The organism is Streptomyces sp. NPDC051364 (assembly GCF_040682115.1).
Lineage (GTDB): Bacteria > Actinomycetota > Actinomycetes > Streptomycetales > Streptomycetaceae > Streptomyces.
Map to the genome: position 1 here is coordinate 15,776 of NZ_JBFBAH010000002.1, position 13,972 is coordinate 29,747.

General features: G+C 73.5%; 10 protein-coding genes. 5 read left to right on the forward strand and 5 right to left on the reverse strand.

What is annotated here, in order from left to right; translation table 11 throughout:
* Positions 1-79: 79 nt before the first annotated feature.
* Together AB0M76_RS04005 and AB0M76_RS04010 are read right to left on the reverse strand one after the other, a co-directional pair.
* Positions 80-562: a DUF456 domain-containing protein gene (locus AB0M76_RS04005; protein WP_365951407.1), complete on the reverse strand. Its 483-nt coding sequence runs from the start codon at positions 560-562 to the stop codon at positions 80-82.
* Between the two features lie 56 nt (positions 563-618).
* The gene (locus AB0M76_RS04010; RefSeq protein WP_365951408.1) at positions 619-1,593 is read right to left on the reverse strand and encodes a helix-turn-helix domain-containing protein; all 975 of its coding nucleotides are present in this window, start codon (positions 1,591-1,593) and stop codon (positions 619-621) included.
* A gap of 200 nt (positions 1,594-1,793) precedes the next feature.
* On the opposite strand from AB0M76_RS04010, the gene AB0M76_RS04015 reads away from it, so the two are divergent.
* The 4 genes from AB0M76_RS04015 to AB0M76_RS04030 all read left to right on the forward strand — a co-directional run bounded on the left by AB0M76_RS04015 (position 1,794) and on the right by AB0M76_RS04030 (position 10,065).
* On the forward strand, positions 1,794-5,573 hold the full coding sequence (locus AB0M76_RS04015) for a S8 family serine peptidase (RefSeq protein WP_365951409.1): 3,780 nt from the start codon (positions 1,794-1,796) through the stop codon (positions 5,571-5,573).
* A gap of 103 nt (positions 5,574-5,676) precedes the next feature.
* Positions 5,677-7,683, forward strand: a complete 2,007-nt coding sequence (locus AB0M76_RS04020) for a protein phosphatase 2C domain-containing protein (RefSeq protein ID WP_365951410.1) — start codon at positions 5,677-5,679, stop codon at positions 7,681-7,683.
* 59 nt (positions 7,684-7,742) lie between these two features.
* Complete coding sequence (locus AB0M76_RS04025) at positions 7,743-9,485, forward strand: pyruvate dehydrogenase (protein ID WP_365951411.1); 1,743 nt, start codon at positions 7,743-7,745, stop codon at positions 9,483-9,485.
* A 55-nt stretch (positions 9,486-9,540) separates the two neighbouring features.
* The gene (locus AB0M76_RS04030; protein ID WP_365951412.1) at positions 9,541-10,065 is read left to right on the forward strand and encodes an ATP-binding protein; all 525 of its coding nucleotides are present in this window, start codon (positions 9,541-9,543) and stop codon (positions 10,063-10,065) included.
* 88 nt (positions 10,066-10,153) lie between these two features.
* Here AB0M76_RS04030 and AB0M76_RS04035 read toward each other — a convergent pair whose 3' ends face one another.
* Positions 10,154-11,215: a DUF2637 domain-containing protein gene (locus tag AB0M76_RS04035; protein WP_365951413.1), complete on the reverse strand. Its 1,062-nt coding sequence runs from the start codon at positions 11,213-11,215 to the stop codon at positions 10,154-10,156.
* Positions 11,216-11,419: 204 nt separating this feature from the next.
* Positions 11,420-12,271, reverse strand: coding sequence for a (2Fe-2S)-binding protein (locus AB0M76_RS04040; RefSeq protein ID WP_365951414.1), 852 nt, complete (start codon positions 12,269-12,271; stop codon positions 11,420-11,422).
* Between the two features lie 138 nt (positions 12,272-12,409).
* Here AB0M76_RS04040 and AB0M76_RS04045 point away from each other — a divergent pair, with 138 nt between their 5' ends.
* Positions 12,410-13,075: a GntR family transcriptional regulator gene (locus AB0M76_RS04045; RefSeq protein WP_365951415.1), complete on the forward strand. Its 666-nt coding sequence runs from the start codon at positions 12,410-12,412 to the stop codon at positions 13,073-13,075.
* A gap of 26 nt (positions 13,076-13,101) precedes the next feature.
* Here AB0M76_RS04045 and AB0M76_RS04050 read toward each other — a convergent pair whose 3' ends face one another.
* Positions 13,102-13,878, reverse strand: coding sequence for a hypothetical protein (locus AB0M76_RS04050; RefSeq protein ID WP_365951416.1), 777 nt, complete (start codon positions 13,876-13,878; stop codon positions 13,102-13,104).
* Positions 13,879-13,972: the final 94 nt, after the last annotated feature.

Below are 13,972 nucleotides of genomic sequence, written 5' to 3' on the forward strand. Positions count from 1 at the left end.
AAGCAGGGACCTGCGAAGCAGGCAAGATGATCAACGGACTCGGCGTCCGGGAATTGTCGGGTTACGCCATGGCGGTCCGTCAGCCGACCAGTACCGCCCCGACCCACGCGCCCACCACCATCAGGCACGCGAGCAGCTCCACCAGCACGCTCGTCCCCACCGCCCGCATCACCGCCCGCACCGAGGCCCAGGCCTCGCCGTGCGTGCCCAGCCGCAGCCGCTCGCACAGGTAGATGCCCCCCACGAACCCCGGAACAGCCCCCAGCACCGGCACCACCACGAAGCCGAGCAGCGCGCCGGCGCCCGCGTACACCGCCATCCGGCGGCTGACCCCCACCCCGCGCAGCCGCCGCGGCGGCAGCTGCCACTCGATCACCTGGACCACCAGCAGCAGCGCCGTCGTCGAGACCAGCAGGGACCACGCCAGCGCCGAGCGCTCGTGCAGCGCCCACCACAGCACGCCCGCCCACACCAGCCAGGTCCCCGGAACACCCGGGACCAGTACCCCGAGCACCCCGAGCAGCAGCACCAGCCCCACCAGGAGCAGCTGAGGCAGATCCATGCGCTCAGCCTGACCGACCAGGGGCTGTCGGGCCACCCAGCTGTCGGGCCACCCAGCTATCGGGCCACCCAGCCCCGTTCGTACGCATGCCAGCCCAACTGGAGCCGGGTCGTGACCCCGGACAGCTCCATCAGGCCCTTGACCCGCCGCTGCACCGTCCGCAGCCCCAGCTCCAGGTGCTTCGCCACGCTCGCGTCCGTCATGCCGGCCAGCAGCAGCGTCAGGATCTCCAGGTCCGTGGTGTCGGGGATGCCCTCGGACACCTCCGCCCCGTCAGCCCCCAGCCGCAGCGGCAGCGCCTCCCGCCACACCGCCTCGAACAGCCCCGTCAGGGACTCCAGCAGCCCCGACGCGTGCACCACCAGCGCCGCCGGCTCCGCCCCGGGCCCCGTCAGCGGCACGAGCGCGAGCGACCTGTCCGCGATCACCAGCCTGGTCGGGACCTGCCCTGTCACCCGGACCCCCTCGCCCCGCGCGAGCGCCGTCGACGCCTCCCGGATGCCGGTCGGCAGGGTCAGCACGTCCCGCTCGATGACCACCCGGTACTCGACGCCCCGTGCGGCGGCCTGCTCCTCCGCCTCGTTGTCCATCCCCGTCACCACCTGGGGCCGGCTGCTGACCAGGGCGCACACCTCCTCCACCGCGCCCACCTGGAGCTGGTGGAAGCGGTGCGCCACCGCGCTCGCCCCCGTCACCACCTCGACCAGGTCGTGCACCGACGGCTCGGACGCCTCCGCCCGGTACTCCTGCGCCAGCAGCGCCGCCGCCAGCTCCGCCTGCTCCAGCTCGTGCCGCTGCTGCGTCAGCAGCGCCCCCAGCGCCACCCCCGGCGGGGCCGCCACCCAGCGTCCCGGCCGGGCCGAGGACTGCGCCGCCAGCCCGTGCCGCTCCAGGTGCCGCAGCGCCCGCTCGGTCTGCGGCACCGGCAGTGCCAGCCGGTGCGCCAGGTCCGGTATCTCCGCAGCCCCCAGCGCCACCAGCGCGCGGTACGCCGACTCCTGGCCCTCGTCCAGGCCTATCGCACTCAGCAACCGGTCCCACCCACCTTCTCGACGCCGTTCCTGGCGGGAAGCGGCCACGGCGCAAACCCGCCGCGGACATCATCGCCGCACCTCCCGGCTCTCTGCCAGGGTGACGCCACCGCAGCACCAACATCCGCCGGTCAGAAGCCACTTGCGGGCAGCTTTGCCATGCGATGTAGCAATTGGCCGGAATTCACCTGGGGAGAGCGATGCGCCCGATATCGCGCACGGTACTGGGAGCGGCCGGCGCGGCCGTCCTGGCCGTCACCGCCGTCGGCCCGTCGGCGGCACAGCCGATCGACGGAGCGCCTGGAGGAGCGGGGAGGAGACCGATCGCCGGGAGCGAGGCGGCCGGACAGCAGCCCACGGCCCCCGTCACCGTGACCCTGGTCACCGGCGACCGGATCCTGGTGTCCACCGACCCGGCCGGCCGCACCGCCGCCACCGCGATGCCGCGCGAGGACGGCTCGCAGCCGCTCGTGCAGACCCGCCAGAGCGGCAAGGACCTGTACGTGTACCCCGAGAGCGCGGTCAAGGCCCTCGCCGCCGGCACGGTCGACCAGGAGCTGTTCAACGTCACCGGCCTGATCCGGCAGGGCTACGACGACGCACACGCCAAGAAGCTCCCGCTCATCGCGGTCTACGGCGGCTCCGTCGACCTGGCGCGCAGCGCACCACCCACCCCGCGCGGCGCCGAACGCTCCCTCGTCCTCGGCTCCATCGGCGCCGTCGCCCTCGCCGCCGACAAGGCCCAGGCCGCCGCCTTCTGGGCCGACATCGCGCCCGGCCGGTCCTCCCGCGCGGCCGCCGCCGGCGGGCTGAAGAAGCTGTGGCTCGACGGCAAGGTCCGGGCGAACCTGGAGCGGTCCACCAAGCAGGTCAACGCCACCGCCGCCTGGGCCGCCGGGTACGACGGCAAGGGCACCAAGGTCGCCGTCCTCGACACCGGCACCGACCTCGAGCACCCCGACCTCAAGGGCCGCGTCGCCGCGGCGAAGAACTTCACCGACTCCGACACCAACGCCGACCGTCAGGGCCACGGCACCCACACCATTTCCACGGTCGGCGGCTCTGGAGCCGAGAGCGGCGGCGCCAGGAAGGGCGTCGCGCCGGGCACCGAACTGCTCAGCGGCAAGGTCCTCAACGACCAGGGCTACGGCCTCGAATCGTGGATCATCGCGGGCATGGAGTGGGCCGTCGAGAGCAAGGCCGACGTGGTCTCCATGAGCCTCGGCGACCCCTCCCAGACCACGTGTGACGACCCCATGTCGGCCGCCGCCGAGCGGCTCGCGCAGAGCAACGACACCCTCTTCGTGATCGCCGCCGGCAACTCCGGCCCCGGCAACAACACCGTCTCCTCGCCGGGTTGCGCCCCCAGCGTGCTGACCGTCGGCGCCGTCGACCGCGACGACACCACGGCCTCCTTCTCCAGCCGCGGCCCCGCCGGACTCCAGCACACCCTCAAGCCCGAGATCGCCGCGCCGGGCGTCGGGATCTCCGCCGCCGCCATGGGCGGGCGCGGGGTGTACGCGTACCAGTCCATGTCCGGCACCTCGATGGCCACCCCGCACGTCGCCGGCGCCGCGGCCATCGTCAAGCAGCGCCACCCCGACTGGAGCGCCCAGCAGGTCAAGGCCGCCCTCGTCGGCTCCGCGAACTCCGGCGTCCCCGGGGACGTGCGCCAGACCGGCGGCGGCCGCCTCGATGTCAAGGCCGCCGTCGACACCACCGTGACCGGCGCCCCGTCCGTCCAGGGCGGCACGTACAACTGGCCGCAGGACCGCAGCGACCGGACGACCGTCGAGATCCCGTACACCAACTCGGGCACCCGGCCCGTCACCCTGAACCTCGCCGTCGAGAAGGTCACCGGCAACGACGGCTCGGCCGTCCGCAGCCGGATCGCAGGCCTGGACCGTCGTACGGTGACCGTCCCGGCCGGCGCCACCGTCAAGGTGCCGCTCGCCCTCGACCCTTCGGCCCGGCTGGAGCGCTCCCAGTACGGGGACGTCACCGGCCGCGTCGTCGCCACCGCGGACGGCGTGCACGTCTCCACCCCCTTCTCGCTGTACGTGGAGCCGGAGACCGTCACCCTGCGCGTCAAGCTGATCGACCGCGCGGGCAAGCCCGCCGCCGGACCGTCCTCCCTCGACGTCATCGGCACCGACGACGCCAGTGGCGAGCGCCGCTTCAACGACGGCGCCGTGGACCAGGTCTACCGGATGCGCCCGGGCTCGTACTTCCTCTCCAGCTTCATCGGCACCCTCGACGCCGGTGACGGAGCCACGCTGTACGACTCCCTCACCTACCTGGGCCGCCCGCAGGTGGAGGTCAAGAAGGACACCGTGATCGTGCTGGACGCCCGCAAGGCGGCCCGGCTCTCGATCGCCACCGACCGGCCGACCGAGGCCCGCAGCACCACCCTCGCCTTCTCCCGGTACTGGGACGAGTCCTGGCTGCACGCCGGCACGGCGATGGGCGGGCGCACCATACGCGGCTACTACGCCTCGGTCGAAGGCCGGGCGCACGAGGGCGAGTTCGAGTTCGGCAGCTACTGGCGCGCGGCCGCGCCGCTGATCTCCGAGCTGAAGGCCGCAGGCGGCCCGGCGCTGCACCCGATCACCGCCTCCACCGGCAGCGACAACCTCGACGGAACCGGCAGCGCGCCGCTCGTCGACGCGGGCTCCGGCACCCCGGACGAGCTCGCCGCCGCCGGAGCCAAGGGCGCGATCGTGCTGGTCAAGGCCGAGGACGGGGCGCTGTACGAGGTCGCGAACAACGCGAAGGCGGCCGGGGCCAAGGCCGTCCTCGCCCACCGTGACGCCCCCGGCCGCTGGGTCGGCTTCACCGGCTACGCGGGAGGCTCCCTCCCGGCCCTGACCATAGAGCAGCCGGAGGCGAAGGCGCTGCTCGCCGAGCTCTCGGCCGGCAAGGTCACGCTGAACTGGAAGGGCAGCGCGAAGAGCCCGTACGTCTACAACCTGGCGCAGGTGGAGAAGGGCGCGGTACAGGGGGACCGCACGTACCGGGTGCGCGACCGCGACCTCGGCTCCGCCGAGTCCACCTACCACTCGATGGGCGTCGCCGCCGACTTCGTCGACCTGACCGGCGCCTACCGGCCGCTCGGCAACGCCGTGTACTTCGGCGGCCTGGACACCGTAGCCGTCCCGGGCAAGCGCACCGAGTTCTACTCCGCCGGGGACACCGCCTGGGACCACATGGTCTCCAGCAGCTTCCCGTGGGGCGAGTTCATGACCGACCAGCAGCGCACGTACGCCAAGGGCGGCAAGCGCAGCGAGAGCTGGTACGACGGGGTCGTCGGCCCGGTCGCCGGCCGCAACCTCGCGGGCAGGCCGCAGCCGGCCGCCGAACGGCAGGGCAACCTGATCGGCTTCGCCTCCGCGATGTGGGGGGACACCGGGCACTTCGCGCAGCCGGGCTCCTTCGGAGACGTCGGCGGGCTCGTCCTCAAGCGGAACGGCGAGCAGATCGGCGACAGCTGGTACCCGTCGGGGGTCTTCGAGGTCCCCGCGGAGGAGGCCACGTACGAACTGACACAGCAGATCGAGAAGTTCGGCCAGCCGGCGCACACCTGGCAGCGCTCGCAGGCAGTGGCAACGACATGGACCTTCGTCTCGAAGCAGGACCCGGCCCGGTACTCGCAGTCCATCCCGATCCTGTTCCCGTCGATCTCGATCCCGGCGGACGGCATGAAGACGCTGCCGGCGGCGGACGGACAGACGATCGGGCTGGGGGCCACGGGCCATGCGGGGTACGTGCCGGGCGCGCTGAAGTCGGTGAAGCTGTCGTACTCGTACGACGGTGAGCACTGGACGCAGGCACAGGTGTCCGAGCGGGGCGGCCGGTGGTCGGCGGTCGTGAACCACGCCGGGGCCGGGGCCGGCCGGCAGGTGACGCTGAAGGTGGAGCTCACCGACACGAACGGCGCTGCCGTCACCCAGACGGTCGCGCGGGCGTACGACATCCGGTAGGTCGTACGAGAGATACGGAAGGGGTCCACTGGGCGGCGGCCCGGTGGACCCCATTTCGCGTATTCGGCGTTTTCTGCCGCTCTGGGGGGCCAAGAATGAGCCCATGAGTCAGCAGGGCGCGGACGACTGGTGGCAGAAGCTGTACGAGGACCCGGACGCGGGACCGGTCCCGGACCCGGGGGACACGCTGGAGAGCCGTTTCCACTCGGCGTCGGCAGTGACATCCCCACCGGACCCGGCCCTACCGCCCCCGCGCCCCGCCCCGGCCGGGCCCCCGGGGCCGCTGCGATGGCCTGTGCCGCCCGGGCCGTCGGGGTCGGTGCCGCCTGGGCAGCCGCCGCAGGCCATGCCGCCGCCGCAGGCCATGCCGCCCGTGCCGCCGCCGCCCGTGCCGCCGCCGGGTGCTGAGCCGCCCGCGGCGCCCCCGCATGCCGTGCTGCCGGGGCCGCGGCGGGAGGCCGCGCCGGAGCCGCCGCCACCCCGGGACCCCCGGGAGCCCGGCACGACCGGATACGGCCTCGGCAGCGTGACCGTGCCCCCGGCGCTCCCGGAGGAGCCGCCCGAGCTGCCGGTCTGGCGCTGGGGCGTCCCGCGTGACACCCCGCCCGAGCCCCCGGCCCCCGCCCCCGAGCAGGTCGCGGGCTCCTGGCCCGCACGCGAACAGGACCTGGGCCCCGAGACCGCCCCCGGGCGGCCCGAGCGCGCCCCCGAGCGGGGCGCGAGCTCCTGGCCCGCCCCCGGACCGGAGTCCGTCCCGGGACCCGACGCCGGTACGGGCCCCTGGCCCCCCTGGCCCGACACCGGCTCCGGAACGGGGGCAGAGCCCGGGACGGGTGCGGCCACCGGTACCTGGCCGGTGGCCGGGGACGGCACGGGGCGTCCGCCTGAGGCCTGGGCCGACCCCGACCCCGACCCCGGCTCGGGCTCCGGCCCCGGCCTGCTGCCCCGGGCTCGTTCCGGTGCCGAGCCGGGCTCCTGGTCGGGCCCGGAGACCGAAGCGGGGCCCGATGCCGCCGCAGCGAAGCGCGGGTCCGGAGCTGACACCGGTGCCGCGCCCGAGGCCGGATCCACGGGACACGCGTGGCCCGGGGCCGGGGAGGCCACGGGGGTGAGCGCCGCCGGTGAGTCCTGGCCCGGTGCCGGTGCCGGTGCCGGGCCCGTGCTCGACGGAGGGTCGGGGGCCGCTGCCGATGACGGGCCAGGAGCTGAGGGCCGGGGTGGGGAGCGGCCTGTTGTGGGGTATCTGGGGGATCGCGCGCCCACCTATGCCGCCGAGCCCGGGGCACTGCCCCTCGCCGATCCGGGGGTGCTCGACGGGCTCGTGCCCGACACCGTCCTCGAGGGGGCCCGGCACGGGACGTACACCCTGCGCGCCACCTCCGTGCGCGGGGACTCCGCCCGGTTCCGCGGCGAGGCCCGGCGGGACTTCCTGCTGACCGCCCGCTTCGGCACCGGCGACGACGCCCTCGTCCTCGTGGCCCTCGCCGGCGGCGACCGGGCCGCCCCCGGAGCCGCCGAGGCCGCCGTCGAGCTGTGCCGCTGGATGGCATCGGCCGTCGGCCGGAGCCGGGAGCGGCTGGCCGACGACATCCGCGCCGGCCGGCGCGACGCCCTGCGCTCGGGGCTCCAGCGGCTCACCGACCGCGGCTACGGCCGCCTGCGGGCGCACGCCGCCGAGTTCGGGCTTCCGGAGGACGCGTACACCGCCGGCCTGCGCGTGCTGCTGCTCCCCATCGACCCCGAGTGCAAGACCCGGGTCTGCTTCGGCGCGGGCGCCGGCGGCCTGTTCCGGCTCCGGGCCGGGGCATGGGAGGACCTGGAGCCGGAACCGAAGCCGGAACCGAAGCCGGAGCCGGAGCCGGAATCGACCGAGACCGGCGGGGACGGGTTCCGGTTCCGGGCCGCCGTGGCCCGGCCCGGCGACACCCTGCTGCTCTGCTCCGGCGGGCTCGCCGCCCCCATGCGCGAGGAGGGCCTCCTTTCGGCCGAACTCGCGGCCCGCTGGGCCGACCCGGAACCCCCCGGCCTCGCGGCCTTCCTCGCGGACACCCAGCTCCGCCTCAAGGGCTACGCCGACGACCGGACGGCCGCCGCGGTCTGGGAGGCGTAACCCGGCGGAACGTGCATGGATGGAAGGCGCACCCGGCAGGCAACGGAAGGGGCGCCTCCATGGGCAAGCAGAACGTGGCCGAGCAGTTCATCGACATCCTCGTCCGCGCCGGCGTGCGCCGGATGTACGGAATCGTCGGCGACAGCCTGAACCCCGTCGTCGACGCCATCCGGCGTACGGGCGGCATCGAGTGGATCCAGGTCCGGCACGAGGAGACGGCTGCATTCGCCGCCGGGGCCGAGGCCCAGATCACGGGCCGGCTCGCCGCCTGCGCAGGATCCTGCGGCCCCGGCAACCTGCACCTGATCAACGGCCTCTACGACGCCCACCGGTCGATGGCCCCGGTGCTCGCGCTCGCCTCCCACATCCCCTCCGGCGAGATCGGCCTCGGCTACTTCCAGGAGACCCACCCCGACCGGCTGTTCACCGAGTGCAGCCACTACAGCGAGCTGATCTCCAACCCGCAGCAGATGCCCCGGGTGCTCCAGACCGCCATCCAGCACGCCATCGGCCGCAGCGGCGTCGGCGTGATCTCGCTGCCCGGCGACATCGCCTCCCTCCCGGCCCCGGACAAGAGCATCGAGCACGCGCTCGTGACCGCGCGGCCGACCGTACGCCCCGGCGACGGGGAGATCGAGAAGCTGGTCCGGCTGATCGACGAGGCCGAGAAGGTCACGCTGTTCTGCGGCAGCGGCACCGCCGGGGCGCACGCCGAGGTCATGGAGTTCGCGGGCCGGGTCAAGGCGCCCGTCGGGCACGCCCTGCGCGGCAAGGAGTGGATCCAGTACGACAACCCGTACGACGTCGGCATGAGCGGGCTGCTCGGCTACGGCGCCGCCTACGAGGCCACGCACGAGTGCGACCTGCTGATCCTGCTCGGCACGGACTTCCCGTACAACGCCTTCCTGCCCGACGACGTGAAGATCGTCCAGGTCGACATCCGCCCCGAACACCTGGGCCGACGCTCGCAGTTGGACCTCGCCATCTGGGGAGACGTACGGGAGACCCTGCGCGCCCTGAACGCCCGGGTGAAGGCCAAGACGGACCGCCGCTTCCTGGACCGGATGCTGAAGAAGCACGCGGACGCCCTGGAGGGCGTGGTCAAGGCGTACACGCGCAAGGTGGAGAAGCACACCCCGATCCACCCCGAGTACGTGGCCTCGGTTCTCGACGAACTCGCGGACGACGACGCTGTGTTCACCGTCGACACGGGCATGTGCAACGTGTGGGCGGCACGCTATCTTTCCCCGAACGGCAAGCGGCGCATCATCGGCTCCTTCAGCCACGGCTCCATGGCCAATGCCCTCCCGCAGGCCATCGGCGCACAGTTCACGGACCGCGGCCGTCAAGTGGTGTCGATGTCGGGCGACGGCGGTTTCTCGATGCTGATGGGAGATTTCCTCACCCTGGTGCAGTACGACCTGCCCGTCAAAGTGGTCCTCTTCAACAACTCATCCCTCGGGATGGTCGAGTTGGAGATGCTGGTTTCCGGCCTGCCCTCGTACGGAACGACCAATCACAACCCGGATTTCGCGGCGATCGCGCGCGCGGCGGGCGCCTTCGGGGTCCGGGTGGAGAAGCCCAAGCAGCTCACCGGGGCTCTGAAGGACGCGTTCCGGCACAAGGGACCCGCCTTGGTGGACGTGGTGACCGATCCCAACGCCTTGTCCATTCCGCCAAGGATCAGCGCCGAGATGGTGACCGGTTTTGCACTTTCGGCCAGCAAGATCGTGCTGGACGGAGGGGTGGGCCGGATGATCCAGATGGCTCGATCCAACCTGCGCAACGTGCCGCGCCCGTAAGCCCGCAGGAGTGCGGATTGCCCCGGCGGGCATGCATCCCGTAGACCAGTTCGAGATGCATGGGACACGGGGGAGGTACATCGCCGTGCGGGTGGGGGCGAAGACCGGGAAGCAGTGGAGAAGAGAGTGGCCCGTACCGCGTAAACCGTCCGTCGAGGACGGGGGAGCGGTGGACGCGCTGGAGATCAGCCGGAGCGTACGCCGGGCGGATCTCAAGGCTGTGGGCGAAGTGCGCCGGGCATTACGGGAGTTGATGCGCCACCGGTGCCCGGCCGACACCGCGGAGGTGGCGGAGCTGCTGATCACCGAGCTCGTCACCAATGCCCTCGTCCACACCGACCAGGGCGCAGAGGTGTCCGCGCGGCTCGCCGCGGACCGGCTGAGGGTGGAGGTCCGGGACCACGCCTCGCGCCGGCCCCGGCCGTACGTACCGACCGCCGACGCCGGTACGCACGGCCGGGGACTGATGCTGGTCCAGGCCCTCGCCGATGCCTGGGGCGTGGACACGCCGGTGCAGGCCGGCGGCAAGGTGGTGTGGTTCGAGCTGGACGGCACCCTCGGGATGTACGGCGGGGCGTAGGGACGTACGGCGGAACGTACGGCGGAACGTACGGCGGAGGGCCCGCCTGACCGGCGGGCCCTCCGAGGTCCTGGGTGGGGTGCAGCCGTCAGCCGAACTGCTGTTCCAGATCCTTGAGTTTGCGCTCGAGCGAGTCGAGGCGGGGGATGGTCTGGGTGTCGTCCTCGGCGGTGAGGTCCACCGTCCGGGGGCCGGTCACCTCAGCGACCTCGGTCCGGTGCACGGCCTGCAGGGAGGGCCGGCGGCGTGGGGCGGGCAGCTGTCCCGTTTCCGCTATGGCCGGCTCCGCGCCGACCGGCGCGGAGCCCGACCCGGGGGCCAGCCCCGGCACGTCGACCTGGCGGGCGCGGGATCGCCCGAACGCCCGGTTCTGCCGGCCCAGGGCCTTGATGCGGGCCCGGTCCAGCCGGTTCTGGTCGCGCCTGCGGTGGCGGTCCTGCTCCCGCTCGCGCTTGTCCTCGCGCACCTCGTCGACGGCCTCGTCGAGGGTGCGCACCCCCTCCAGCAGCATGAGCGACCAGGCGCCGAAGGTCTCCCGGGGGGCCCGCAGCCAGCGGACCATCCGGATCTGCGGCAACGGCCGCGGGATCAGGCCCTGTTCGCGCAGCGCCGCCCGGCGGGTCTGCTTGAGGGCGCGGTCGAAGAGCACGGCCGCCGAGAGCGACATTCCGGAGAAGAACTGCGGGGCCCCGTCGTGCCCGGCGCCGCGCGGCGCGTGCACCCAGTTGAACCAGGCGGCCGCGCCCGCGAACAGCCAGACCAGCATGCGGGAGCCGAGGGCCGCGTCACCGTGGCTGGCCTCGCGGACGGCGAGCACCGAGCAGAACATGGCGGCGCCGTCGAGGCCGAAGGGGACCAGGTACTCCCAGCCGCCGGAGAGGTTCAGGTTCTGCCGGCCGAAGCCGACCAGTCCGTGGAAGGAGAGCGCGGCGGCCACCGCCGCGCAGCAGAACAGCAGGACGTAGGAGGCGGTTCCGTAGACGGCTTCCTTGCGCCGCCGCCGCTCTTCGCTGCGCTCCCAGGTGTCGTCGGCCGCGGCCTTTTCGCCTTCCCGCTTGCCCCGGGCCAGTACCGCAACTGCCGCAAGTACGCCCAGGATCAGCAGGCTGCCGGGCAGCAGCCAGTCCAGCGATATGTCGGTCAGTCTCATGCGGATGTCCCTTGCCTCTGCCTCGCGTGTGCGGCCTTCCGGGAGCCATGGTGGCGCAGGAGATCGGCTCGGCATGCGGGTTTCGGGGCAAGTGGACGCCATCGGGGTGTGGGGCCCGCCGGATAGGGTGTTGTAGCTCGAACTGCCGCTCGTACTGCCAGAGTTGTGTTCGATTACGGTCAGCCGGACGAGTGGGTTCAGATGTCAGGCGGCAGCCGTGAGGCGGACGATGCGATCCGCATCGCAGGTGCGGGGGCACGTGGTGCAGGTGTCCTCGGGCCGGATCGTGTAGAAGAGGCAGCAGCTGGCCCGGTCCCGGGTGGGCAGCGGTTCGCCGTCCGGGCCGGAGAGCATGCGGAATGCCGCGCCGGCGGTGTACGGAGCCGTCCTGCCGGGCAGCAGCGCCTCCAGCTCGGCCCGGGCCCGGCGCTCCTCGCCCACGAGCTTGCCCAGGTGCCAGACGCCCGAGACGATCTCGTCCGTCACCATGCCCCACAGGGCGCGGCGCCCGCGCCGCATGCGCGGGCCGAAGCCGTCCAGGAGGGGCTCGAGGTGCTGGGCCACCGCAGCCCGCACCTCACCGCGCAGCGCCTCCTCGTCGGGCACGACACGGGCCCCGGGGAGAGCGGCCGCCGGATCGTCCGGCAGGCAGGCGAAGGACTCGATGCGCACGCTCATGCGCCCCTGGGTCCGGTGGAAGGCCACGTGCTCTGCCGACAGCCGGGGCACCCGCCGGTGGAGGAACCAGGGGGCCGTGATCAGCAGGCACGCGGGCCATGCGTACCGGTGCAGGCCGAAGGTGGCCACGACGTCGGGGCGGGCCTGGCGGCCGTAGTCCCGCAGGACCTGGGCGTCGTCCCAGGCGAGGTACCCGTCCAGCTCGGCTCCGGCCGCCGCGAGCGCGTCCGCACCGACCCACCCCACACCGCGAGGGGCGGCCTCGTGCGCTGCGCGCTCGGTGACCTGCAGCCTGTCGTACACCTGCGACAGGCGTGCGTACGCGTCCGCCACCGGAGAGCCGGCCGGGGGCGGGGCGACGGCGGAGCTGTCGGGCATGGCGGAACCACCGATTCACGCGGACGCTAGGGGCAAAGGTAAGCCTTACCTTAGCTGATCTCGGTGGCCTGTACCAGCACTTGCCGGATCGATTCACCTATTCTCTGAGGGCCCAGGTCGAACCCAGAGGAGGACCGAGTGCACGAAGCGGCCCACGTCGGGGTGACGGCGCTGATCCCGACGCAGAAGGTGCTGCGCCATTCGGTGCGCGCGCAGGTGCTGGACGCGCTGCGTGCCGCGCTCGTCGACGGCGAGCTGGTGCCGGGGGAGATCTACTCCGGGCCGGCGCTGGGGGAGCGCTTCGGCGTCTCCGCGACGCCCGTGCGCGAGGCGATGCAGCAACTGGCGCTCGAGGGGGCGGTGGAATGTCTGCCGAACCGGGGCTTCCGGGTGCTGTCGCGTACGCCGCGGGCCCTGGCGGAGCTGGCGGAGGTCCGCGCGCTGCTGGAGGTGCCGGTGATGCTGCGGCTGGCCCGTACGGTCCCGGCGGAGGCCTGGTCGGCGCTGCGGCCGGCGGCGGCCGCCACGGCCGAGGCCGCCACGGCCGGTGACCTCCCGGGGTACGCGGATGCGGACCGGGCCTTCCACCGGGAGGTCCTCTCCCTGGGCGGGAACGACCAGCTGGTCCAGGTCGCGGAGGAACTGCACCGCCGGTCCCAGTGGCCGCTGCCGGGTGCTCCGCGGGTCCGCAGGGCGGACCTCGTCGCGGACGCGGCGGAGCACTCGGCCCTGCTGGAGGCCCTGATCGCAGGCGACCTCCCGCTGATCGAACCCCTGATCCGCAACCACTTCACCGGCACCTGACCGGGGCCCCGCACGGGCCCGCGCCGTCAGGTCGCCGGAGCCGGGTGGAGCTGGTCCGCCAGCCAGGTGGGGATTCCGCCCAGGAGGTGGAACAGGCGGCGGGCCTCCGCGCGGAGGCGGGCGGCCTCCGGTTCCGGCTCGGCTTCGGCCAGCGCCGCCAGCGCCGGTGCCGTGCCGATCAGGAAGCCCAGCTCCTCCCGGATGCGCAGGGACTCCGCGAAGCCCTTGCGGGCCTCCGCCACCTCCCCGTCCCGCAGGGCCAGCGCCGCCAGGTGCCGCCAGGTGAACGACAGGAGGAGGGTGTCCCCGTGGGCCAGGGCCCCGGCGTGGGCGCGGCGGTACGCGGGCCGGGCCGACTGGGGGTCGTCCGCCAGGTGTTCCGCGACCAGGCCGCGGCGGAAGTCCAGCAAGGGCCGCGTCCGGGACCCCGGGGACAGCAGCGCCGCCGCCCGGCCCAGCGCCGACCGGGCCTCGTCCGAGCGGTCGCGGACCCCGAGCACGGTGGCCGCGTACGCCAGCTGCCCCCGCTCGCACGCCGCCGAGCCCCGCTCGTCGTCGTCCCGGGCCACCGCCTCCGCGACCCGCAGCGCGTCCTCCGCCTCCGCCCAGCCCTGCCCGGTGAACAGGCACCGCTCGACCAGCAGCGCGGTCCGCTGCACGGCCGCGCCGGCGTCGGGCAGGTGCGGCGTCAGCAGGGCCGCCGCGTCGGTCCAACAGCCGCGCGAGCGCAGCCGCCATATCGCCCGCTGGAGGGGGTCGTCTCCCCCGGTAGTTCCGGCACCGGACATGGCGGTATCCGCCACATTGCCCTCCCCAAAGCAACCAAGCAGCACGTCGTCGAGCCCTGGGCCGAAATGAGAGCACGGATCGACGGCTTCGGCCAAGGGGTCGGGTGAA